This is a genomic window from Shewanella sp. Isolate13, assembly GCF_022398325.1.
Lineage (GTDB): Bacteria > Pseudomonadota > Gammaproteobacteria > Enterobacterales > Shewanellaceae > Shewanella.
This window is the reverse complement of sequence record NZ_JAKEVD010000027.1, coordinates 1-25,651: the sequence shown is the minus strand read 5'-3', so window position 1 is coordinate 25,651 and position 25,651 is coordinate 1. Positions and strand designations below refer to the sequence as shown.

Genomic DNA, 25,651 nt, shown 5'->3' with positions numbered 1-25,651 from the left:
AAACGCTTTAATAACTAAAAGGAATAACGAAGAACAAACTATCACTTCTATTGCGGCAAAAGCCTATTATGATTTAGCTGTGCATATAAAGGAGCAAGCAAGCCATGAGCAAAATTTTTGAAGATAATTCACAAACAATCGGTAACACCCCTCTTGTCCGCCTAAACCGTGTAAGCAATGGTCGAGTACTTGCCAAAGTTGAAGCTCGCAACCCAAGCTTTAGCGTGAAATGCCGAATCGGTGCCAATATGATTTGGGATGCTGAGAAAAAAGGCCTTCTAACGCAGGAGCAAGAGCTTATCGAGCCAACCTCGGGTAACACAGGTATCGCTCTGGCTTATGTTGCAGCCGCTCGTGGTTATAAATTAACCCTGACTATGCCAAATACCATGAGTTTAGAGCGTAGAAAACTACTCAAAGCCCTTGGTGCTAACTTGGTTCTGACCGAAGGTGCTAAAGGTATGAAGGGCGCAATTGACAAGGCTGAAGAGATCAGACTATCAAACCCTGAAAAGTATGTATTGTTGCAGCAGTTCAATAACCCTGCGAACCCAGAAATCCATGAAAAGACCACTGGTCCAGAAATTTGGAACGATACCGATGGCGAGGTTGACGTAGTGGTTGCTGGTGTGGGTACTGGTGGCACGATTACCGGTGTTAGCCGTTATATTAAGAACACTCAAGGTAAGGCTATTACCTCTGTCGCAGTTGAGCCAACGGACTCGCCCGTTATCGCGCAAACACTCGCGGGTCAAACCGTACAACCGGGGCCTCACAAAATCCAAGGTATTGGCGCAGGTTTTATTCCTGGCAACTTAGACCTTACTCTTATTGACCGCGTCGAGGCGGTAACCAATGAAGAGTCCATTGAGATGGCTCAACGTTTAATGAAAGAGGAAGGTATTTTAGTCGGTATTTCATCGGGCGCAGCTGTTGTAGCAGCTAACCGTATTGCCGCGCTACCTGAATTTGAAGGTAAAAACATCGTGGTTATTTTACCATCGGCAGCAGAACGTTACCTATCATCGGTACTGTTCCAAGGCCAATTTAGCGATGCTGAAAACGTTCAATAAGCTCATTCAGAGCAAAAGAAAACCCAAGCAATAGCTTGGGTTTTTTATTGTTGCTTTTGTCTGAGTTTAAATCGCTTTGACTATATGGCTAACTGTCGAACTGACAATCGCGAATACCTGCTTATCATCAAACACGCCCCGAAGAAGATACTGTGACTCAAGCAATTTAATGATGGCTAACACCTGATGGGCATCTTCGTTGGCCGTCGTTGAGCCCATTCCCGCAAAGAACTGCTTGATACTCGTTAGAAAGGTTTCATCTAGTGCACTAATCGCGGCCGCTAACTGCGGGTTACGCAAGGCTTCTTCATGAAATGCCATCTCGAGCACTCTATCGTCTCGGTGAGCTAACTGGTCTTTAATATGCTCACAGATAAACAGACTCAAATTCTCGACAATAATGCTTTTCATTTGTGGCTCATCGGCAGTCTCTTGCTCTAACCTTACACTCTCGACCAAAGCATAACTCTTCTGCTCCAATGCCTTATTCATCCACAGCGTTTTCTCGGCAAAATAAGTTAACGAGTCACTGATCAGATCTTTAATATCATCGAAATAATAAGTCGTTGAGGACAAGGGGACATTGGCTTCTGTTGCAACGGCGCGATGTCGAACGCCGCGGATCCCCTCTTTAACGATTAAGCGTAAGGTTGCTTCTAATATTTCAATGCGCCGCGCTTGACCATCGCTACGGTTTGATTGACGGCCCACATAGGTCAAAGGTACAAGCATATCTGCTCCCTATAGACTAATAAATATGCTGGTTAAACAGACAAAACCACTTTACATTGGTTCAAATGCACACTTAACCCTATGAATTAGGATCAAGCTCAAACAATTAACAAACTGTAACATGTAAAATTTCGCTCCACTAATACTCTCGAAGCTTATCTTGGTTTAACTTATGTCTTTTTATCGCTCCCCGCTTTCTATCAGTGCCTTCAATGCCAAATTTGAAGCACAAAAAATCGCTTTTGCTCCCATTAGTTTTCAGGTTGCACGCTGCCTTTTAAAGTTTAACTTATTACAACTCATCTCCGACAGCGGCAACAGCGGAAGCAGTCTTAAGCAATTAGCACAACAAACAACACTGTCCGAATATGCCGTAGGTGTATTAGTCGATATGGGACTGAGCATGGGGCTGTTATATCTAAATGATGAAAACTATGTGCTCGATAAAATCGGCCATTTCTTGCTGCATGATGATATGGCAAAGACCAACCTCAACTTCACCCACGATGTCTGCTATCAAGGCCTATTTGAATTAGAGGCTTCACTTATCGAAGGCAAACCCAAAGGCTTGGCCTCATTAGGCGATTGGCAAACAATCTATCCCGGTTTAAGTCAACTACCTGAAGAAATTAAGAAAAGCTGGTTTGAGTTCGATCACTACTACTCAGATCATGCGTTTGAGTCTTTACTTCCACTGATCTTTCAAGCTAAACCCAAGCATATCGTTGATGTGGGTGGCAATACCGGTAAATGGGCATTAGCCTGTACAAGCTTCGACAATCAAGTCAAGGTCACGATTATGGATCTACCAGGGCAACTACAAGTCGCGATGAAAAACGCTGAGGCTGCGGGTGTATCAGCACGAGTCAGCCCTTTCGTTACCGATCTGCTCGATGAGAGCAAACCATTTTGTGAGCATGGCGACCTGTATTGGATGAGCCAGTTTTTAGACTGCTTCTCTGAAGCTGAGATCCTTAGCATCTTAAAGCGTGCAGCGTCAGTAATGACCGCTAACAGCGAACTGTGCATCCTAGAGACCTTCTGGGATCGTCAGCCTTTCGAAGCTGGTGCTTATTGCGTTAATGCCACTTCACTGTATTTCACCGCCATTGCCAACGGTAATAGCCGCATGTATCACAGTAAAACCCTGCTAAAACTGATCAGCCAAGCAGGCTTGTTTGTCGATGAAGACATCGACAACATAGGTCTTGGCCATACTTTGCTGCGTTGCAAACTCAAACCTTAAGGATAAGTTAGACTTTAAGGGTAATATTAAAAGTAAGAAAAACTTAACCAAAGGTTAAGTGGAGTTCAATTTAATTTAACCCGGGTTCATTCTAAACTCATGCCATAAAAACTGGATTGAGGATAATGTAATGATCACCACAAACGACAAACTCAGGCACAGAGTATCACGTCTCCCTAGCCCTATGGCGGGGCTAGCATTAGCTATCGCCAGCTTAGGTTGGGCATGGGAGAGCATGGTACCGAATATGGATGGTCGAGGACAATTGGTTGGCGCATCCATTGCAGCTGTTCTTTTACTTATGTTAGTCGCTAAATTTGTACTTCATCCACAGGTACTTATTGAAGAACTCACCCACCCTGTCGTTGGCAGTGTGATCCCAACTTTTGCAATGGGATTAATGGTGGTATCAGCATCTTTAGGAAAATTTAATCACGCCGTAGGGGTTGGACTTTGGCTGTTAGCTATCGCCATCCATATTGTATTTCTAACTATGTTTGTCTACTACCGCGCCATCGATTTTAAGCTCGAACATATGGTGCCCAGCTGGTTCGTTCCACCCATTGGGATCATTGTCGCGGCAGTGTCTTTCCCTCATGGTTCTGAAATGCAATATCAATGGCTAGCTAATGCAATTCTCACTTTCGGAATAACCAGTTATCTGGTGATGCTGCCAATAATGCTCTATCGCTTGATTTTCTGCGCACCGATTGCCGATGCCGCAAAGCCCACAATTGCGATTTTAGCAGCCCCAGCCAGTCTTTCACTCGCAGGTTACTTAACGATATCCACTGAGCCATCACTCATTGTTGTTGGTGCTTTACTCACACTTGCACTACTGATGACAAGTGTTATTTATCTCGCTTTCTTTCATTTACTTAGACTGCCCTTTTCACCAGGCTATGCCGCTTTTACCTTTCCCATGGTTATCGGCGCAACGGCGCTATTTAAAACGGTACATTGGCTGATAGCAACCTACGGCTCAAGTGTGCTTTCCTTTGACTTACTTATCACCGCTAAGGTTGAGTTAATTGTGGCAACCTTGGTAGTCACTTATGTTGCAACTCGATACCTACACCATTACAGGGCAAGTTTCCTTAATCGGAGAAAGGTATTGAAAAGTTAATGGCTATTATGCACATCAATTTTTGTACAAACACTTGGTAAGAAATAGCCAACCTATTAGCAACATTCCTCAAATTAGGTGCCGCCCCAGAGCCTTAAGTGTGATAACTATCACATTTAAGGTTTTTTGTACACCATCACAGCCCGCAGTATACCCACCTGTACACACTGATAAAAACAAACAAAAACACCACAGCACACTAAAACCACCACAACACACAGCACTAACAACGAAAACATCAAGCCCACAAAATCACAACAACCGCAACACCACAAACACATTCAGCGACTCGATGTTGCAACAAGGATGCGCAACTGTTAACAAGAAGATATTCAACAACTAAACAGGCAAATAAAACACCTGTAAACAGCATGTTGCTCCAGTTATTGAGTTGTGCTTACATTCTGCCGAAGGACATCTTTTTACATACATTCGCAACACCTTAAGAAGACGTTACTTAACAAAAAAACATAAAACAAATATAAGTTCCAAGGGAGTAATAATATGCAGTTTAACTCAAGATTGGCCAAAGCCGTGCGCTTTGCGTTAGCTACAGGCGCCGCATCTGCAGCGCTTAGCTCGCCAGTTGTTCTTGCAGCAGATGAAGAGAATGTTGAACGTATCCAAGTAACGGGTTCGCGTATACAACGCAGTGATATGGAAACTGCTACACCTGTTACCGTATTAAGTGCTGACGAAATGGCGAAACAGGGTTTCACTAACGTTCAAGATGCGTTGGAAAGCTTAACCTCAACAACTGGCGCGATGACTACACAGTCGGTTCACGGCTTTACACCGGCAGCGTCTTCAATCAGCCTTCGCGGCGCTGGCGCAAACCGTACTCTTACCCTAATTAATGGTAAACGCCTAAACCAATATCCAAAGCCAGCAGGCGGTACAGATAACTTCGTTGATACTGCAAACCTTCCTATGGAAGCTGTACAGCGTATTGAAATTCTACAATCTGGTGGTTCGGCAATTTACGGTGCCGATGCTGTGGGTGGTGTAATTAACATCATCTTGAAAAAAGATTTTGAAGGCGTGGCAATTAAATATCGTCATGGCGACACAACAAACGGCGGTGGCGCCAATGACCGCGTAGCCCTATCTCTTGGTGCATCATCTGACAGAGGTAACGTATCGACCTTTATCGAATTCCAAGATACTGAATCTCTAAAAGCAACTGACAGAGAGAACTTTGGTCTTCACACCGACAATGTACCTCATAGCGACTTCTCAGGATACAGCTCTTACGGTGCGAGAATTGCGGGTGTCGCAGTCGATGGCGTAGCACCTACTGGCCAACGCGTACTCACGGCTGAAGAATGTGAAGCAGGTGGCTTCCTATGGACAGGCAGTACTTGTGGCTTCGATCGCTCTGCATGGCGTGATCTTCAACCAGAAAGCTCACGCTTTATCAGCTCGACTAATTTCAACTATGAGCTTAATGATGACACAAGCTTCGTGGGCCGTTTAGACTATTCTGAAGCTAAATCTGTGACTAACATCGAGCCATCGGCGTTCGATGATTACGACATCACAGTCGACGGTGATCAGCTCACCGTAAGTTACGGTCAAGAAGGTGCAGACAACTATATGAGCAAGGTATTTGCTGATAAGTCGACAGCACTAAATGGTGACTTTGCCAACGCTGAAGATGGCTCATATTACTACGCCCGTCGTTTACACGAGCTTGGCAATCGTACTACTGAAACTAAGACCCGCAACTATTTCTTCACTGCAGGCCTTGAGGGCTTAATTGCCGACGAATATAACTGGGATGCATCGGTTAACTATGGCCGTACCAGTGTCGACGTATTTGGTGGCGGTAACGCAACCGTTGGCGGCATGTTTGACTACATCACCGCTGGCGAAAATGGTAACTCTCTACTCGAAAATATCTCGGCTGAAGATGCTGAAAAAACAGCGTACAGTTCATTTGAGCGAGCGCAGTCTACTCAGAAGAACGTACAGGCTAACATCACAGGCTCACTATTTGAGATGGATGCAGGCGATGCCATGTTCGCTTTTGGTGCTGAGTATACAATTCAAAGCTATGAGACAGATTCAGACTCAGAATCTAAAAATGGCAATATCTTAGGCAAAGGCGGTTCTTCTGGTGCTGGTGAACGTAAAAACTGGGCAACTTATGCAGAAGTTAGCATTCCAGTACTTGATGACCTAACTATCGATGCGGCGCTTCGTTATGACCACTACGATAACTTTGGTGGCAATCTATCACCACAGATCGCGGTTGAATATCGTCCAGTGAGAGAATTACTCGTTCGTGGTTCTTGGAGTTCTGTATTCCGTGCACCAGACATGCACCGCGTATATGGCGACCCGACTAACGGCTTCAACACCGTTATTGACTTTAAACAGTGTCAGGCTATGGGCGGAACACCAGGTACTAAGTACCCAGATAATAAAACCTTAGATGAGATCTGTAATGAATTACATATCGATACCACTACAGGTTCAAACAAAGACCTAGAAGCAGAAACAGGCTACACAGCCAACCTAGGTGCTGTATGGGGCGGTGATGCATTCGATGCTTCATTCGATCTATGGGAGTGGAAACTTGACGACATGGTGAGCGATATCAGCGCTCAACAAGCGGCACGTGACTATGAACTCTATGAAGACATGATCACCCGTGATGACGATGGCACCATTACCCACATTAACGCTGTTGCACAGAACCTCGCCTATCAAAAAGTCCGCGGTTTAGACTTAACAGCGGGCTACACATGGGATCTCAACAAATTTGGTGAGTTAAAGCTTAACTTTAGCGGTACTTATATTCTCAACTCTGAGTACCAGCTAACCGAGACCGATCCTGTTGAAGATGATATCGACAACGGTGGCTTACCTCAGTACCGCGCGAACTTGATCATTGGTTACTTCATTGAGGACTTCGAAGCGACACTTGGCGCTTACCATACTGCGCGTATGCACGGTATTCAGTATAAGTCATTCAAAGAAGCTGCTATTGAAGCAGGTGAAGAGTTTATTGAAGAAGATCATGAAGTCGCATCACAGACTAAGTGGAACCTAACTGCAGGTTACACCATCTCTGACTCGATTAAAGTGAAAGCTGGTGTTATTAACCTCTTTGACGCGGGCCCGAACTTCGACCCAACTGCAACATCATGGCCTCACTACCCACGCAGCGTGTATAACGCACGTGGACGTGAGTGGTTTGTTGAAGGTGAAGTTAAGTTCTAAACCTTTATTGAGTTAATAAAAACGGCATCCTAGGATGCCGTTTTTTTGTGAGTAAAACATATTAATTCAGTGATTAACTAAAGCCCATATAGTGAGCACCAACCACGATTGCACTTGAAACTACAAACAGTACCAGCATAAAACGCCAAATAAACTTTAACCATTGGCCCCAATCAACGCGGCACACGCCCAATGTCGCCATTAATGATGCTGATGTAGGTACTAATATATTGGTAAAGCCATCTCCCAACTGAAAGGCTAACACTGCAACTTGACGAGTGACGCCGACAAGATCTGCAAGTGGTGCCATTAACGGCATGGTCAATGCGGCTTGACCTGAACCCGAGGTGACAAAGAAGTTAAATACGGACTGAAACAGGTACATAAACCAGGCAGACATTACACTAGGAAGCTGACCTATAAACTCCCCCGCCTTACTCAATATGGTATTGAGTACACTTGGCGTTGATGCATCACCACCACCTAGCAACAGCAAAATACCCGATGCACAGCCTACAAGCACAGCAGGCTCTAGCATTGTCGCTGCGCCCTGCTTAAAACTTACAGCAACGGTATTGATATTCATCTTATTAAGCTTAAAAACCACGCCAATAATGCCTACAACAATTCCCATAGTGAAGAACTGGCTTGCAATCTCAGGGATAAACCACGCTTTAGCTATCACTCCCCAAATGATCCATGCAACTGTTGCGAAGATAGTGAGTAATACCAAGATATCGCCGAGATTGAAGCGACTTTCGAGGTTGGATTCTTTTAGGTTGTCTCTAAAGTAACTATCACTTTGATAACTAAAAGAGTGTGTCGGCAGCGCTTTCACTTTGGCCGCATAACGCATGGTGAAGACAAGACCCATCAGGGTAAAAGCAGACCACATCACAAAGCGCATTCCAGAGCCCGATAACACAGGAACTCCTGCGATACCTTGGGCAATAGCCACGCTAAAAGGGTTCATCCAAGAAGAAGCGAAACCAATTTGCGTTGCCACGTAGGTTACCATCACAGTAGTAATGCCATCATAGCCTAAGCGGATCATCAAAGGGCAGATGATAATGGCAAACGCAATCGCCTCCTCCCCCATACCAAAAACCGCGCCACCCAGAGAAAAAAGAATGAAAATCACCGGGATAAACAACACTTCGTTACCGCGGGTGCGATCGATAAGCTTTAAAATTCCGTTATCTATGGTGCCCGTTGCCATCACAATCCCGAAGGCACCACCGATAACTAACATAAACATGATGACGCCAATGGCGCTGCCCCATTTAGAACCGGAAACCAAGCCTTCGAAGGCAAAGTTAAAGAAGCCCGCCCCGCCGTGACCTTCAAATAATGCCACAGGCTTTAGGATCGGCTCGCCCTTCTCATCGACTTCATAGGTAAAGGAGTCAGGGTCGATGACGCTACGACTCTTCTCTACACCATCAACGACGTAGCTTACGTCTTCAGTTTGAAACGAGCCAATAGGCACAAAGTAAGTAAGAATTGCCGCAGCGATTGCGACGAAGAAGATAATGACCAGAGTGTCGGGCATTTGCCAGGTTACTTTTTTAGTAACCGCCTGATTATCTAATGTATTAGAGCTGCTAACAGGGTCCATTTTGCCACCATTTTATTATTATATGGCGGCAAATATAAACCAATGGCTAACGATTAGCTAGCCAAGTTAACCATCTACATTAACGACTCGCAACAGAGCGCTTAACATAGGCTTGACTAATAAAGTGACTTATTACCAACATTAACAAGGAAAATAGTAATGCTGGAACAATGGGGTGAATGTTTAAAATCAAGGGCACCTGCCACTGCAGCATTAGGTAACTCACCATACCACTGCACATAGCGACTAAGGCTGTGTGGCCACTCACCGAAGGCCAAAACATCCCAGCGATAATCGGCCATAGGAATACAGCCTGCAAAGCGCCAAAGGCTGCAAGGTTGATCCAAACTATCATATCTGGTGGTTTTACAGCCCAAAAGCAGGCTAACGCGGTAATAACCAGCATTACCACTTGAGTCATTCGTACTTGGGTTGTAGCACTCATTGCAGGCCTCGCTTTGACCACACCATCACGAACGATACTGACCGCCGATTGCAGCAACATTGAGTCCACCGATGACATCACAGCCGCTATTGGCGCTGCAAGCAACACCCCAGCCCAAAATGGATTCATCAGCTGCCCAATTAAGGTGGGCATGATCTGATCCGGTACCGTAAGGTTTGGAAATAGTGCGCGGCCAAGAAAGCCGCATAGATGTGGGATCAGCGTCATCAAGAAACAGATAATCGTTCCCCAAAGCATACCGCGCTTTAACGACTGCGGATCTTTAACAGCAAGCAGCCTCACAATCGTATGAGGTAAGCCCATGGTGCCAAAACAGATCAGAACCCAAAACGACAACATCATAGGCCAGCCTAAAAAGTCATCCACCCCATGAGGACTCAGTAGTTCAGGAGTTTTAGCTGTTTCTATCATCAACTTAGCACTTAAGTCCGGCTGACTTAATAGTACAATCAGCAAGATGATGACCCCGAGCAGCATCACAACCCCTTGAAGCGCATCGGTGAGCACTACCGCTCTGAATCCTCCGGTTAAAGTATAGGCTAAGACAGTTAACACAAATACGCCTAAACCTAACTCATAACTGATCCCCGTAACGCCAGATAACAGCCGTGCTCCACCGATAAATTGCACAGAGATCATAGCGATAAAGCCAACGACCAAACTCAACATGGCAAGCGTGCTCAACCAACTATTGTTATAACGTTCGTCAAGCCATTCAATAATCGTGCTGTACTGCTTCTTTTGCGCGAGAAATTTCGGCCCTAAAACCCCTAAAGTAAGAATAACCACTGGAACCTGAATCACGGCAAGCCATACCCAGCCGAGTCCAAATTTATAAGCGGCGCCGGGCCCACCAATAAATGAGCCCGCACTTGTGTACGTCGCGACCAGAGTCAATGCTAACAGTGGGCCACTAAGAAAGGCACCACCAATAAAGAAGCGTTTAGCTTTATCATCACAAAACTGCTGAGACAGGTTAGCTTGGCGTGCACTCCAAACTCGGGTGATCACTAAGCTTAACGCTAGATAAATTAATACAGGTAATAGGCTAGTCATGGTCTGCTTCCGCCGCCCCAATAACCTTGGTAAGTAAAAAGCTAAGACTCACAACTAATAAGAGCGGTGCTGCGACACAAGAAAACCAAAACCAAAGTGGCAAGCCATACCAGTTCCCTAGTTCGCTGAACCATAATGGACCGGAGCACCAAAGAAGAAAGTAACTCGATGTGAGTATTAATGAGGTTTTCGTAAGCAAGCGCATAAGTGTGAAGGCCACAGCTAAGAAATTTTTAAGCGCGCAATTTTAATCAATAATAGCTCTGGATGCTAGACACAGCTTAAGAGACCAGGAACTGAGTTCAAAATAACGCAGAGATAATTACTTAAAGTCACAGTTAACCGCTAACGGGCTATACGCTCGACTTATTTCTCTTACGTAATTTAAAACAGAGAAAGCATGTAACCATAGGATAAAAGGGGAAAAACTTAATATAAACTTAAATATCTCTCGATATACCTAAAAAGGGTGAGGTGCCTCTAAATTCTACTACAGCAACCCATAGCCCTACTTGTTACGTCTCTATACACACTCTAAAATCGAGTCTTGAACCATCAATTTTATTGATAGTTTCAGTTATCGTTATTTTCATATAGGGAAGCCGCAGGTAACAAATGAAGTATTCACTCAAGCAAATCACCGTTTTTGACGCCGTAGCAAGCCTAGAAAGTGTTAGCGCTGCAGCAAGAAAATTATCGATGACCCAATCGGCAGTCAGTATGTCACTCGCACAATTGGAAAATCTGCTAGGGCGTCCACTTTTTATCCGCCAAGGAAACCGGTTAACATTAAGCCATTGGGGAAACTGGTTACGCCCTAAAGCAAGACGCTTGCTGCAAGAGGCGCAACATATTGAATTTGGCCTTCACGAACAACACCTTATCAGTGGTCAGTTCAGGTTGTGCTCTAGCCAGACTGCTGCAGAACACTTGCTCCCTGAACTTATCAGTAAAATTGATACTGATTTTCCCGAGTTACGAATCGATCTGTCGGTAGAAAACACCGAAAATGTCATTGAAGGCTTACTCAACTATGAGTTTGATCTTGGAATTATTGAGGGTCGCAACGATGACTCCAGATTGCATAAAGAGCGATGGATTGACGATCATCTAGTCGTTATTTCATCTCCCAATCATCCCTATGCAAAATATGAAAGCGCCAGCTTATCTCAACTTGAGCAAGCAAAATGGGTTTTACGAGAACAAGGTGCTGGAACAAGAAGAATATTCGAAGGAGCAATTCACGGCATTATTGAAAAGCTTAATGTCTGGAAAGAATACGAGCAGGTATCGGTCTTAAAAGCTTTAGTTAAAAATGGACAGTATATTAGCAGTCTACCCTACCTAGATGTGGAGAAGGAGGTTGCTAATGGTGAGTTGGTGATCCTACCTACCCCTCAAATTAATATGCAACGCCACCTATCTTTCATCTGGCGCGCAGACTCAGGTGAAAACCCTTTACGGGACTGTATTATTACAGAAGCCAAGAGACTAAGCCGTATTCGGCAAATGAAAAGCTAAAAAAAACGGGACGATATCGTCCCGTTTCATATTGCTAAATGATAAATTTAGACTCTGTAAACATCACATACTTTTTTAGCTATCGCTTCTCGGGTGATCACACCACATAGTAACCCGTTATCCAAAACAGGAAAGACGCTTGGCTTATCGGCTGACGCGTTGCGTAAACGTTCTTCATAACTCTTAAAGGTGTTACCCGTTAAGATCCCATACTCATTTACCGGGAATAGCTTATTACGATCAACAACCATTAACTCGATTAGCTCAGCGACCGAGTCTTGTGGCGATAGCGTCATGACTTCAGTTTGCATCAGATCACTAACCTTATATGACACTCCTCTAGCAAACTCCTCAGACCAAAGGCTGCGCAGTAGATCTTGCTGTGAGATAAAACCAAGCAAACGTTTACTTTCATCAAGAACTGGTGCACTTCGACACTCATTATCAGCAAGTAAGCTCAAGGCGGCATATACAGATAAATCTGAAGAAAGCGTCAATGGAGTTGGGTTCATAAGGTCTTTTACAGATAGTTTCTTAATTATTTTAGGCATTTTAGCAAGTACTCCAGAAGTTGGGATTTGATGTATTTGGGCAGATATTTCACGTTGTGGGGCGCTATGGACTGAGCAAGCATTGACGCTTTGAGCCGACTTTTCGATAAGCCAGTAACCCAAGCCAACAAAAAGCCCACCACCGACGATATTTCCTAAGGTCACGGGAATGAGGTTATTAAAAATAAAATTGCTAAGAGTCAGATCAGCGAATTTATCGCGACTGATATTCAAGGCGTCAAACCAGCTAGGATCGGCAAATTGGTGTATGGTGATCCCTAAAGGCACCATAAACAGGTTTGCAATGCTGTGCTCAAAGCCGCTACTGACGAACATCGCAACAGGCAGCATAAGTAAGATCGCCTTGGTAAGAGCGTCACGACTCGAAAAAGTCATCCACACTCCTAAGCAAACCAACATATTGCACAATATGCCTAGAACGAAGGCCTGCCCCCAGCTGTGGTGCAACTTATGCTGTGCAATTTGTAGCGCATTTAGTCCCCACAGCCCGCCATCGAGTTCGTGCATTCGAGCTGACATAATCAAGCTCAACATGATGACGGCCCCAATTAAGTTACCTAGGTATACTCGGCCCCAACATTTAATGAGTTCCCCTGTAGTAACAAGCTTCTGAGCCCAGGCAACGCTACTAAGAACGGTACTGGTAAAGAGCTCCCCACCACAAATAACGACTAACATCAGGCCTAAACTAAATGCTAATCCCCCTGCAAGACGAACTAACCCCCAAGCGCCATCGCTTCCAGTTGTCACCGTGATATAAAAAACAAATGCCAGCGCAATAAAAGCACCTGCAAAGGCCGCTAAACCGAACGACTGCCATGCAGATTTAATCACCTTCGCCTTACCATATTGCTCGGCCTGTTGGTACAAACTCTGTAATTCCGGCTTGGGAGACGCAACACTTTGTTGTATCGGGTTAACTAACATCGGCCCTTTAGCCGCATGATTAGAAGACATTCATTCCACTCCAAATGGAAATGAAGAAATTTGTCATTTTCATTACTCTATTGCCCATATTTATCTACTAAGTTGTTGTTTTGTAGCTACAACTATAGTGAGTAAGATAACGTAATAAAATTTGATAATAATCATAATCAGTATCAAATTTGCTGATACAACACGGGAAGTTTGAAATATTCAGGAAATAGACTTGGAGTAGCTAATGCATTGTTATTGCAGGATTTAACATTAAGTAGGTAACCCCCATAAATGAACAACAAACTAAAAAGCGACAATAGAGGACAAGGGGACAACTAAAATCTTTAACATAACCAGGAGAGGTTGGCCTTAGGTATCAAGATTCCTGAAACTAAAAGACGGGTGAAAGCAAGACTGAAAAAACCGACTAGCGTCCGCACCATTTTAACTCAGCAAAGCCAAAACATGAGATCCGCAGCACAAAATAAATAATTAACCACCCCACCCCGATCACACTACAATAAGATGTGCAACAAAGAGCAAACAACGACGTGTTATCGCGCCACGACTCACACATATTATAAAATAGTGATCAGCGACCAACGCAATAAATATGCCGTACCCTTATTTGTTTAGCGATCCCTGTATAAGTTGTTAACTGGATCTCAAATAGCTTAATCACCTCATTCAAGAATATTGATACTTAATGAAGACCGCACTGCTATGTGTTAATATTTCAGGGGTAAATTGGTCTTACCAATTAGAAAATAAAATTGTAAAGGAAGACAACTGTATAGTAGACAAAAATAGGAATTCTGTTTTGTTATATCGTGCAGCTAAGTTAACTCTGTAAACAGTGCAGCTAAGTGAGCTCCGAATACTTAAGTTAATACTCAAGGACCACTAAAAGTTGTCATCGAATTAGATGAATCACTATGTTCTTCTCGGAGAATGAGAAACTATGTCAGAAACAGTGAAAAACGAACAAATGGAAGACTCGGCAAAATCTTATCGAGAGCTTCACCGTCCAGCGTCTGAGTTTGAAACTCGTGAAGAGTACTTAGACAATGAACTGAAAATCATGAAGCCTAGACGTTGGGGCCTAAACCTTCCCGGTCGTGATTTCCGTTTTGAATGGGAAGATTTCGTCCCAGCTATCGCAGGTACAATTGGTATTACCGTAATGTACTCAGCCGTTATGGCTGCATGGGCCGCAGGCCTAAGCGAAAGATGGGATCATATTAACCTAGGCGCAGAGTTTGCGACTCAGGTTGTTCGCGTTGAGATGCTTATTCCAGCACTTCTATTCTGTATCCTCAGCTCAGGCTTTTTCAACCCAAAAGCTAACTTAGCCGGTAACCATGGTCCAATGATCCCACTTATCGGTGCGATTGCCTTGGCTGGCGCTCACCCATTAGCTCTTGCGATCTTATTGGGGATGTTCGGTCTCATATTAAGCTACGTAAAAGGTGGCTCTCGCTTAGTCAACTTAACCAGTAGCGGCGTTGCCGGTGGTCTATTAGTCTTCCTTGGCTTCATGGGAGCTGAAGGTCAAATTAGTTCACTGTTTGAATGGGCTGGTAATTTGCAGTCTAAACATAACCTTGATTACAGCCTAGGTTATGTCGCCTTCTTCATCCTTCTTGCCAATGTGATCTTATATGCCGTACTGGCAAAGATTGGTAAGCGTTGGTTAGCAATTCCATTATGCTCTATTGCTGCGGTTGCAATGGCGTTCGGCCTAGGTGCAGGACTAGATTTACAATTTGTGACAGAGCCTGGCATTCCAAACCTAAACCCTGTGTACTGGTGGGGTTCAACGGAACACGGTTGGCAGTTAGGACTACCTAACCTGCAACATTTCATTGCTTCTCTGCCTTTTGCAATCTTAGCTGTAGCTATGTGGTCTCCTGATTTCTTAGGTCACCGCATTTTCCAAGAGCTTAACTACCCTAAAGGTGCTGACAAGGTGTTAATGGATGTTGATGACACTATGACGACTTGTTCACTACGTCAAATCGTTGGTACAGCAGTGGGTGGTGGTAACATCACTTCATCTTGGGGCACTTATATGATCCCTGCTGCAACAGCAAAACGTCCAATCCCTGCAGGTGCAATCCTACTGGGTCTCCTATGTATCATCGTTGCTATCATTGGCTATCCTATGGATATCGCGGTATGGCAACCAGTAATGTCTATCGCACTGCTTGTTGGCGTATTCTTGCCTCTACTTGAAGCAGGTATGCAGATGGTAAAAGACACTCAAAGCAGCCAGTCTGCTGGTATCTGTATTTTTGCCTCTTTTGTTGCCAACCCAGTACTGGCTTGGGCATTAACTATGTTCCTAGACAATAACGGACTGATCGGTGACAAAGAGCGTCCTAAAACACTATCTGTCGTTGACCGTATCGTTATTCCAGGTCTTGCCTTCGTGATCTGTTTAGCTGCTATGCTTGCAGTTGGTATGATCCCTGGTATCCCAGCTCTTTTATAAGAGAAATAGCGAGAAGAATGACTTCTTCTCGCTTGCTAACACTAACATCAATTCTACCTATGATAGGTAAGCAGCACTAAAGATAAGCACTCTGTCATCAAACAGCCAGCGAGCCACTTAAAGTGTAATTGTTGGCGAGTTTATACAAATGTTTAAATGTTGCAGACTTATTTGGTTATCACAGTTCCAACAACTGACGTTAGTGTTAGATCTAAATATGATTTTGGTTAAAAACTGATGCATGGACGACAGTTTTTAAAATTTGCAGTCCAAAGTAAGCGTATTAAGATGCAGCTTATCTCTGCTTATGTTAATATACTTACGGTAAATTGGTCTTACCAATTTATTGATAACCGATATTCATCGTAAACGGATCATTTCTCATATCGGTATCAAATGGACAGAACATTCCGAGAGATAAAACTCGGGACCAGTTTCCTCAGCAGATTTGTTTTGAGGGGACTTTTTAAGACTTAACTATTGGTGTATCGCACGCCTCGTTTTTGAGCCTATATCGATACCCAATAACCTTATCTCAAACAGAAGGTAATAGTACGATGACCGAAAAAACTGAACAGTTTGCAGCCGCGTGGGAAGGTTTCACCGCTGGCGATTGGAAAACTGAAGTCAATGTGCGTGACTTTATTCAAAAAAACTACACTCCTTATGAAGGCGACGAGTCTTTCCTAGCTGGTGCTACTGACGCTACAACCGAACTTTGGGACAAAGTTATGGTTGGTATTAAGCAAGAGAACAGCACTCACGCACCAGTTGATTTTGATACCAAACGTGTATCAACTATCACTTCTCACGAAGCCGGTTACATCACTAAAGATCTAGAAACTATCGTTGGTCTACAAACAGAAGCTCCGCTTAAGCGCGCTATGTTGCCAAACGGTGGTATTCGTATGGTTGAAGGTTCTTGCGCTGCATACGGCCGTGAACTAGATGCTGACGTTAAATACGTATACTCAGAACTACGTAAGACGCACAACCAAGGCGTGTTCGATATCTACACTCCAGAAATCATGCGTTGTCGTAAGTCTGGCGTATTGACTGGTTTACCAGATGCATACGGTCGTGGTCGTATCATTGGTGACTACCGTCGTGTTGCGCTATACGGTATCGACTACCTAATGCAAGACAAGTTTGCTCAGTTCACTTCTCTTCAGTCTGATTTCGAATCTGGCGAAAACTTGTCTTACACTATGCAACTTCGTGAAGAAATTGCAGAGCAGCACAAAGCACTAGGTCAAATGAAGAAGATGGCAGCAAGCTACGGCTTCGACATCTCTCTACCTGCGACTAACGCTCAAGAAGCTATTCAGTGGACTTACTTCGGCTACCTAGCTGCTGTTAAGAGCCAAAACGGTGCGGCGATGTCTTTAGGCCGTACTTCTAGCTTCCTAGATATCTTCATTGAACGCGACATCAAGAATGGCGTGATCACTGAGCAACAAGCTCAAGAAATGGTTGACCATTTCGTAATGAAACTACGTATGGTTCGTTTCCTACGTACTCCAGAATACGATGAGCTATTCTCTGGCGACCCAATCTGGGCTACTGAGTCTATCGCTGGTATGGGTCTTGACGGTCGTACACTTGTAACTAAGTCTAGCTTCCGTTTCCTACACACATTGTACAACATGGGTCCTAGCCCAGAGCCAAACATCACAGTTCTTTGGTCTGAGCAGTTACCGCTAAACTTCAAGAAGTACGCGGCTAAAGTATCTATCGATACTAGCTCTATCCAGTACGAAAACGATGACCTAATGCGTCCAGATTTCGAATCTGACGATTACGCTATCGCTTGTTGTGTAAGCCCAATGGTTGTTGGTAAGCACATGCAGTTCTTCGGCGCGCGTGCAAACCTTGCCAAGACAATGCTTTACGCTATCAACGGTGGTGTTGACGAAAAACTTAACGCTCAAATCGGTCCTAAGTCTGCTCCAATCACAGACGAAGTTCTGAACTACGATGACGTTATGGGTCGTTTAGACACTATGATGGACTGGTTAGCAACACAGTATGTGTCTGCACTAAACGCTATCCACTTCATGCACGACAAGTACTCTTATGAATCAGCTCTAATGGCGCTTCATGACAGAGACGTACGTCGTACTATGGCGTGTGGTATCGCAGGTCTTTCTATCACTGCTGACTCACTAGCTGCGATTAAGTACGCAACAGTTAAGCCAATCCGTGATGAAAACGGCATTGCTGTAGACTTCGACATCGAAGGCGACTATCCAAAGTTCGGTAACAACGACCCACGTGTTGACGATATCGCAACTGAATTGGTTGAGCGCTTCATGGCGAAGATCCGCAAGATGAAGATGTACCGTGATGCGATCCCAACTCAGTCTATTCTTACTATTACTTCTAACGTTGTTTACGGTAAGAAGACAGGTAATACACCTGACGGTCGTCGCGCTGGTGCTCCATTCGCTCCAGGTGCTAACCCAATGCACGGTCGTGATGAAAAAGGCGCAATTGCTTCTTTAACATCTGTTGCTAAACTACCATTTGCTCACGCACAAGACGGTATTTCTTACACCTTCTCTATCGTACCTAACGCACTAGGTAAAGATGATGATGCACGTAAGGCTAACCTAGCAGCGCTTATGGATGGTTACTTCGCTCACAACGATAACCGTGAAGGTGGTCAACACTTAAACGTTAACGTTATGAACCGCGAAATGCTTGAAGATGCAGTGGTTAACCCAGATAAGTACCCACAGCTAACGATTCGTGTTTCAGGTTATGCAGTACGCTTTAACTCGCTAACACCAGAGCAGCAGCAAGACGTTATCACACGTACCTTCACTAAAGGTCTGTAAGTTAATTTAAGTGTCGATTCGGCTGATGCAACGCTAAGCGTTCATCAGCCTCACAGGAGTAAAAATGGCAGTAATCGGTCGTATTCATTCAATTGAATCCTTCGGAACAGTAGATGGGCCAGGCATCCGGTTTATCACCTTTATGCAAGGCTGCTTAATGCGCTGTCTCTACTGTCATAACCGCGACACTTGGGACTTACACGGTGGTAAAGAAATGAAAGTCGATGACCTGATGACTCAAATCATCGGTTATCGACCTTTTCTCGAAGCCAGTGGCGGTGGTGTAACCGCAAGCGGCGGAGAAGCGATACTACAAGCTGAATTCGTTGCTGAACTTTTTAAAGCCTGTAAGAAAGAAGGTATTCATACCTGTCTTGATACCAACGGCTTTGTTAGAAAGCACACACCCATTATCGATGAATTACTCGATAACACAGATTTAGTGTTACTGGATATCAAACAGATTGATGATGCAAAGCATATCGATCTTACCAATGTCAGTAACCAGCGTACGCTACAGTTTGCAGAACACTTGCATAAGCGTGGGCAAAAAACATGGATTAGATATGTGGTTGTTGGCGGATATACCGATGATATCCCATCAGCACAGGCACTAGCCGAATTTGTCAAACCTATGACTAACGTGGAAAAAGTCGAACTATTACCCTACCACGAACTAGGTAAGCACAAATGGGAAGCTATGGGTGTGGACTATGAGTTAAATAATATCTCTCCACCAAGCACCGAAACCATGGAACAAATTAAGAAAGTCTTTACTGATATGGGAATAAACGCGGTTTATTAACCGCGTTGTAATGCTTATAGCCTATAAGCTAAAGCTCTTCCCAGTAACTGGCGTCTAAGCGTTCGAAAGCCGCTTTTAATATGAGTGCCATATCGAAGTAACACGCTTTAGCGCCAAGGGGCCGACAATTAACGCCCAATTGCATTAACTTAGTCGATAACTGGTTACCCCAGTCAAGTAATGAGAGTGGTAAGGGATGGCGAGAACGCCAACCGAGCCAGAGTAAGCCTTGAACAGGCAAGCTCATAAAGAACAATGCGATAGTTATCGCCTGGGGCAGATAGCTCCAGCCATGCAAATACAACTGACTCGCTGCAGCCAAAAGCGCCAGTAATGGCATTAGCGGCAATGCTAGTTTAGTGGCTCGCATAACGCGATACTCAGGAAAGTAATAACTGAGTTGTCGAACCATAGGCCAGGTCTTCATATAACGTCGACCCTCGCCCAATGTTTTGAGAACTTGAATGCTCAACGATGGCACCTATAAATAAAATTAACAGCCTAACTTTAGCATAAACACTCAGTCTGCCCCAAGGGCTAGCACTGAGTATGACACCATTTTGCTCTTTTAAAGAGCATACTTTACGACTTCGGCTATAGTTGCCATATGAAGTTTTGTTATCCGGTGAGTCAAACGGCTTCACCATTTATTGCGAAAGGTTTAAACATGTCAAACAAACTGGTATTGGTGCTTAACTGTGGTAGTTCATCTCTAAAGTTTGCAGTAATTGATGCGCTAACTGGCGATGATCAAATTTCAGGTCTAGCTGAGTGTTTTGGTCTTGAAGATTCAAGAATCAAGTGGAAAGTTAACGGCCAAAAGAGTGAAGCTAGCCTAGGTGCTTTTACCGCTCACAGAGAAGCTGTTGAATACATTGTTAACGACATTCTAGGTGCTTACCCAGAAATCGCTGCAGAGATCCAAGCTGTTGGTCACCGTGTTGTTCACGGTGGTGAAAAGTTCACTCACTCAGTAATTATTGACGAAACTGTTGTTCAAGGTATTGAAGATTGTGCCACTTTAGCACCGCTTCACAACCCAGCTCACTTGATCGGTATTCGTGCTGCACAAGCATCTTTCCCATCACTACCACAAGTTGCTGTGTTTGATACTGCGTTCCACCAAACTATGCCAGAAAAAGCGTACATCTATGCGCTTCCATACAAGCTATACCGCGAAAACGCAATCCGTCGTTACGGCATGCACGGTACTAGCCACCTATTCATCAGCCGTGAAGCTGCTGCTGCACTAGGTAAAGACGAAGCTGACACAAACATCATTTGTGCTCACTTAGGTAACGGCGCATCTGTTACTGCTATTAAAGGCGGTAAGAGTGTTGATACTTCTATGGGTCTAACCCCACTAGAAGGTCTGGTAATGGGTACGCGTTGTGGTGACGTTGATCCTTCAGTTATCTTCCACCTAGTTAACCGTTTAGGTTACACATTGGATGAAGTTGAGTCTGTACTGAACAAACAAAGTGGTCTGCTAGGTATTTCTGAACTAACTAACGATTGCCGTGGCATCGAAGAAGGTTTCGAAAAAGGTCATAAAGGCGCTACTCTAGCACTTGAGATCTTCTGCTACCGCCTAGCTAAGTACATCGCTTCTTACACTGTGCCACTAGAGCGTCTTGACGCTGTAGTATTCACTGGTGGTATCGGTGAAAACTCAGACCTAATCCGTGAGAAAGTACTTAACTCTCTAGCTATCTTCAACTTCAACGTAGACAAAGAGCGTAACGCTGCTGCACGTTTTGGTAACGGTGGCCAGATCACATCTGACGAAGGTACTGTTGCTTTGGTAATTCCTACTAACGAAGAGTGGGTTATTGCACAAGACGCAATCGAGTTGATCAAGTAACTGACGCTTAACATCGATGCAGCTAATACTTTGTATTAGCTGCTGTTAGCGCAGTTTAGTTTTTAGTCATACAATGTATGACATCATCGAGTTTTAAGAGGTCATTATGTCTCGTAACATCATGCTCATTCCAGTAGGCACAGGAGTTGGTTTAACTTCTATAAGCCTAGGTATGGTTCGTGCACTAGAGCGTCACGGCGTTAAAGTACGCTTTTTCAAGCCTATCGCCCAACAGCGTCCAACTGATACTGGCCCAGAGCGTTCAACAACGATTCTGAGCAAGTCTCCAACGGTTAATCCTCTCGAGCCTTTCGAGATGGAGCACGCAGAAAAGCTGATCCGTGCGGATCAAACTGACGTGTTAATGGAACAGATCATTGCTCGCGCAACTGAGTGTGCTGACGATACTGAAACTTTAATTGTGGAAGGTTTGGTTCAGACTCGTAATCACCCATTCTCTGATGATGTTAACCATGCTATCGCTAAAGCACTCGATGCTGATATCATTTTTGTTGCAACTCCTGGCAATGAAAGCCCAACAGCATTGATGAACCGCCTAGAGATTTCTCATAACTCTTGGGGTGGCAGCGAAAACAAACGTCTAATTGGCGCCATTATCAACAAGATCGGCGCTCCAGTTGATGACGAAGGCCGTGCGCGTCCAGACCTATCAGAAGTTTTTGATCATGACGAAATGCCACGTCCAGATGCAGCAAGCATGTTCCAACTTCCAGGTAAGAGCCCACTACGTATTTTAGGTAGCGTGCCTTACAACCTAGATCTTGTTGCCCCACGTGCATCAGATCTTGCTAAGCACTTAAGCGCTAAGATCATCAACGCTGGTGAGATGAACACTCGTCGTATGCGTAAAGTGACTTTCTGTGCTCGCAGCATTCCAAATATGGTTACCCATATTAAAACTGATTCGCTACTTGTGACTTCTGGCGATCGCTCTGACGTTATCGTATCTGCATGTCTTGCATCAATGAACGGTGTTAAAGTCGGTGCCTTGCTGCTAACTGGTGGCTATGAGCCAGAGCCACAGATCATGGAGCTTTGTGAACAAGCATTCGAAACGGGTCTTCCTGTATTCCTAATCGATACTAACACTTGGCAGACAGCCCTAAACATCCAGCGTTTCGATCACGAAGTGCCTGTTGATGACGCAGTACGTATTGAACAAGTTCAAGAGTTTGTTGCTAGCCACATCGATCAAAGCTGGGTTGAAAGCATCACTAAAAATTCACCACGCGAACACCGTCTATCGCCACCAGCATTCCGTTACAAGCTAACAGAACTTGCTCGTGCTGCGCGTAAGACCGTTGTTCTACCAGAAGGTGATGAGCCAAGAACCATCGAAGCGGCAGCTATTTGTGCTGAACGTGGTATTGCACGTTGTGTACTTCTAGGTAACCGTGAAGAGATTGAGCGTATTGCAAACCAGCAAGGCGTTGTATTAGGCGAAGGCGTTGAAATCGTTGATCCAGAAGCATCACGTAGCCGTTATGTTGAAGCTATGGTTGAACTACGCCGCGGCAAAGGCCTAACTGAAGTTGTTGCTAAAGAGCAGCTAGAAGACAACATGGTACTCGGTACTATGATGCTAGCTCAAGGCGAAGTTGACGGTATCGTTTCTGGTGCAGTAAACACCACAGCGAACACCATTCGTCCGCCACTACAGTTAATCAAAACTGCACCAGGTTCAAGCCTTGTATCTTCAATCTTCTTCATGTTGATGCCAGATCAAGTTTACATCTACGGTGACTGTGCGATTAACCCAGATCCAAATGCAGAGCAGCTAGCTGATATCGCAATCCAATCTGCAGAATCTGCAATTGCATTCGGTATTGAGCCACGCGTAGCTATGATCAGTTACTCAACAGGTAGCTCAGGTACGGGTTCTGATGTTGATAAAGTACGTGAAGCTACACGTATCGCAAAAGAGAAGCGTCCAGATCTTATGATCGATGGTCCACTACAGTACGATGCTGCAGTTATGCCAAACGTTGCACGTTCAAAAGCGCCGAACAGCCCTGTTGCTGGTCAAGCAACTGTATTCGTATTCCCAGATCTAAACACGGGTAATACAACATACAAAGCGGTACAACGTAGTGCTGATTTGATCTCTATTGGTCCAATGCTTCAAGGTATGCGTAAGCCAGTGAACGACCTATCACGCGGCGCGCTAGTAGACGATATCGTTTACACCATCGCTCTAACTGCGATTCAAGCGGCTCAAAACGAACAAGCTTAATTAGCCTCGTTTTAACCCCAATAAAAAGCCTGCATTTGCAGGCTTTTTTGTATCTATCGTAAACTTATTCATTACTAATAGGTTGAACGGCCATAATGATGAGCACCATAGCTATAAAGCTGCGTTCATCACCTCCTCCACTACACCGCATTTCCCTAAGAGGTGGTTACACAGAAGTGTTGAACTTGCTTTAGTTAAATGCCCTCACAGACCTTAGCCTCGTAATTCTGATTAAACACTGCTAGCTAATCATCAGCTCTCACACTGGGGGAGTCATTTTGTGGGTCAACAACGATGAAATACCTCTCCCCCCCTGTCTTCGCCTTTAAACTTAGCCCAACATACCCAAACAAATTACTTTTTATTCAATAACCTAATAATAGCAGAGAGAGTTATCAGTGAAAGAGGAGTAATGAAAGCAGTTATCATCTGCAAGGACGAACGGCTCAACTTGGGTAATATAATGACCACAATAATCATGGCTTAATATCAGTTATCAACAAGTGTTCAGAAAATGATCGCTAGATCGTTAATGGAATAAATCTTGAGGGGATTCGATATATCATTTTGAGAGAAAAACGGAGTTACACGGGAATGAGTCAAAAAACAACCAGCAGATTTAATGCTTATATATTAATAGCTTAAGCACGTTAAAAATAGTCTTCAACATACTTGTCCACAGATTCTGTGGATAACCTAAATAAGTCATTCATACAGATATGCCTCAGATCGCTACTCAGGTCAAGCTTTTCATTCGATCAAAACGAAAATCTTGCGTTAACGCCTAAGAATCGTAATACTGCACTAAATTCTTCATTCCTAAAATTATGATTAAACCTCTTCTACTCATCGCCGCACTTATCTCCATCGTGGCTTGCAGCCCCTCACAAGAGCATAGCAGCAATATTAACAGCTCAGAGAGTGCTTCCCTTCGCAGCCCTGAGTTAACGTCTCTAGGCTTTTTAAGTGCGATTTACGTTGATAGAGATGTAGATAAAGCCAAATTATATGTTGATGAATCGCTTAAAGAGATCTTAGGCCACTATTACATTGCCTCTTCGGTGCAACGTTATGTATTAAACTTATCAATGACGGATGTCGAGCTAGAAGTTGATGAGGTGGATATCGATTTCTTTCGCAAGTTTACCGATGATGTAACCGTTATAGTGAAAATAAAAGGGCTGCGAGGTGGACAGGAGTGGATCGATGATAGAACCTTACGTCTACATAAACGCAATGGTAACTGGATAATCGTGGAGATCATGCCTGAAAAACGTCAAGTGAACGGCTAGTGACTTTCGAGCAGAAACTGACTTGTTTACGCTAAATGCTCCTCCAAAACAAAAAATAGCAACCTTATGGTTGCTATTTTACTATTAAAGCTCTGTAACGGGCTTTAAGCGATTTTCCTTAATCCAAAAACGCTTCTTCGTCCATTTCAACTGGTAGAGACTCTAACATCTCATCTTGTAGTTGATAATATGCGCCTTCGTATTCCTGAACTTCCATAACGACTCCAGATCTTTGATTAAGGTGTAGGGTGCAAAGGCATGTCATCAATATGTGACATTTCGCCTTTTTTAAAAACATGCCAATTATGCATTGTCTTTATGGGGCGAGTATAACAGCTTAGGCACACCACTTACAGAAAACTTTCAGAATTAGATGCCGAAACCGGCCTAAAACCACAAAAAATCATAAATCACAGCCAAAATAGGTCGCAAAAACTGAAAGGCTTTCAGTTTTTAATTCAAAAATTAGCTTAACCGCTATTTTTATATATCTAAAAAGTATGTTTAGCGAAAGTGCACCACAGCAGACAAGGCTTTTAGTTAACC

Annotated in this window: 16 protein-coding genes; 11 read left to right on the top strand and 5 right to left on the bottom strand. The window is 44.1% G+C overall.

What is annotated here, in order from left to right; genetic code table 11:
- The first annotated feature begins 104 nt into the window (after positions 1 to 104).
- Entirely contained in the window at positions 105 to 1,073 is a 969-nt protein-coding gene (gene cysK / locus L1D44_RS15840) for a cysteine synthase A (protein WP_220770080.1), read from the top strand.
- Positions 1,074 to 1,139: 66 nt separating this feature from the next.
- On the opposite strand, the gene L1D44_RS15835 is transcribed toward cysK, so the two are convergent.
- A complete protein-coding gene (locus L1D44_RS15835) occupies positions 1,140 to 1,805 on the bottom strand; it encodes a TetR family transcriptional regulator (RefSeq protein ID WP_239892168.1) in 666 nt (221 codons plus the stop codon).
- A 172-nt stretch (positions 1,806 to 1,977) separates the two neighbouring features.
- On the opposite strand from L1D44_RS15835, the gene L1D44_RS15830 reads away from it, so the two are divergent.
- From L1D44_RS15830 to L1D44_RS15820, 3 genes are all read left to right on the top strand, one after another.
- The gene (locus tag L1D44_RS15830) at positions 1,978 to 3,051 is read left to right on the top strand and encodes a methyltransferase (RefSeq protein WP_239892166.1); all 1,074 of its coding nucleotides are present in this window, start codon (positions 1,978 to 1,980) and stop codon (positions 3,049 to 3,051) included.
- Positions 3,052 to 3,181: 130 nt separating this feature from the next.
- Entirely contained in the window at positions 3,182 to 4,177 is a 996-nt protein-coding gene (locus L1D44_RS15825; RefSeq protein WP_239892164.1) for a TDT family transporter, read from the top strand.
- A gap of 504 nt (positions 4,178 to 4,681) precedes the next feature.
- Positions 4,682 to 7,405, top strand: coding sequence for a TonB-dependent receptor (locus L1D44_RS15820; RefSeq protein ID WP_239892162.1), 2,724 nt, complete (start codon positions 4,682 to 4,684; stop codon positions 7,403 to 7,405).
- A gap of 73 nt (positions 7,406 to 7,478) precedes the next feature.
- Here the strand turns inward: L1D44_RS15820 and yfcC are convergent, their stop codons facing one another.
- Together yfcC and panF are read right to left on the bottom strand one after the other, a co-directional pair.
- Positions 7,479 to 9,023: a putative basic amino acid antiporter YfcC gene (yfcC, locus tag L1D44_RS15815; protein ID WP_239892160.1), complete on the bottom strand. Its 1,545-nt coding sequence runs from the start codon at positions 9,021 to 9,023 to the stop codon at positions 7,479 to 7,481.
- A gap of 79 nt (positions 9,024 to 9,102) precedes the next feature.
- The gene (panF, locus tag L1D44_RS15810; RefSeq protein ID WP_239892158.1) at positions 9,103 to 10,545 is read right to left on the bottom strand and encodes a sodium/pantothenate symporter; all 1,443 of its coding nucleotides are present in this window, start codon (positions 10,543 to 10,545) and stop codon (positions 9,103 to 9,105) included.
- A 615-nt stretch (positions 10,546 to 11,160) separates the two neighbouring features.
- Between panF and L1D44_RS15800 the strand changes: the two genes are divergently transcribed.
- Positions 11,161 to 12,066: a LysR substrate-binding domain-containing protein gene (locus L1D44_RS15800; protein ID WP_220770087.1), complete on the top strand. Its 906-nt coding sequence runs from the start codon at positions 11,161 to 11,163 to the stop codon at positions 12,064 to 12,066.
- A gap of 47 nt (positions 12,067 to 12,113) precedes the next feature.
- Here the strand turns inward: L1D44_RS15800 and focA are convergent, their stop codons facing one another.
- On the bottom strand, positions 12,114 to 13,565 hold the full coding sequence (focA, locus tag L1D44_RS15795) for a formate transporter FocA (protein WP_239892228.1): 1,452 nt from the start codon (positions 13,563 to 13,565) through the stop codon (positions 12,114 to 12,116).
- A 952-nt stretch (positions 13,566 to 14,517) separates the two neighbouring features.
- Here focA and L1D44_RS15790 point away from each other — a divergent pair.
- The 3 genes from L1D44_RS15790 to pflA all read left to right on the top strand — a co-directional run bounded on the left by L1D44_RS15790 (position 14,518) and on the right by pflA (position 19,695).
- Positions 14,518 to 16,050 carry a DUF3360 family protein gene (locus L1D44_RS15790; RefSeq protein WP_220770089.1) on the top strand — a complete coding sequence of 511 codons (1,533 nt, stop codon included), beginning with the start codon at positions 14,518 to 14,520 and terminating at the stop codon, positions 16,048 to 16,050.
- Positions 16,051 to 16,607: 557 nt separating this feature from the next.
- Entirely contained in the window at positions 16,608 to 18,890 is a 2,283-nt protein-coding gene (gene pflB / locus L1D44_RS15785) for a formate C-acetyltransferase (protein WP_239892154.1), read from the top strand.
- 64 nt (positions 18,891 to 18,954) lie between these two features.
- Entirely contained in the window at positions 18,955 to 19,695 is a 741-nt protein-coding gene (pflA, locus tag L1D44_RS15780) for a pyruvate formate lyase 1-activating protein (protein ID WP_239892152.1), read from the top strand.
- A gap of 28 nt (positions 19,696 to 19,723) precedes the next feature.
- On the opposite strand, the gene yfbV is transcribed toward pflA, so the two are convergent.
- The gene (gene yfbV, locus L1D44_RS15775; RefSeq protein WP_220770092.1) at positions 19,724 to 20,167 is read right to left on the bottom strand and encodes a terminus macrodomain insulation protein YfbV; all 444 of its coding nucleotides are present in this window, start codon (positions 20,165 to 20,167) and stop codon (positions 19,724 to 19,726) included.
- 195 nt (positions 20,168 to 20,362) lie between these two features.
- On the opposite strand from yfbV, the gene ackA reads away from it, so the two are divergent.
- The 3 genes from ackA (at position 20,363) to L1D44_RS15760 (ending at position 25,105) form a co-directional block, all read left to right on the top strand.
- Positions 20,363 to 21,559 (top strand): acetate kinase, encoded by a 1,197-nt coding sequence (gene ackA / locus L1D44_RS15770; protein ID WP_239892150.1) that lies wholly within the window; start codon positions 20,363 to 20,365, stop codon positions 21,557 to 21,559.
- Between the two features lie 106 nt (positions 21,560 to 21,665).
- The gene (gene pta, locus L1D44_RS15765) at positions 21,666 to 23,813 is read left to right on the top strand and encodes a phosphate acetyltransferase (protein WP_239892149.1); all 2,148 of its coding nucleotides are present in this window, start codon (positions 21,666 to 21,668) and stop codon (positions 23,811 to 23,813) included.
- An 827-nt stretch (positions 23,814 to 24,640) separates the two neighbouring features.
- Entirely contained in the window at positions 24,641 to 25,105 is a 465-nt protein-coding gene (locus L1D44_RS15760) for a hypothetical protein (RefSeq protein ID WP_239892147.1), read from the top strand.
- Positions 25,106 to 25,651: the final 546 nt, after the last annotated feature.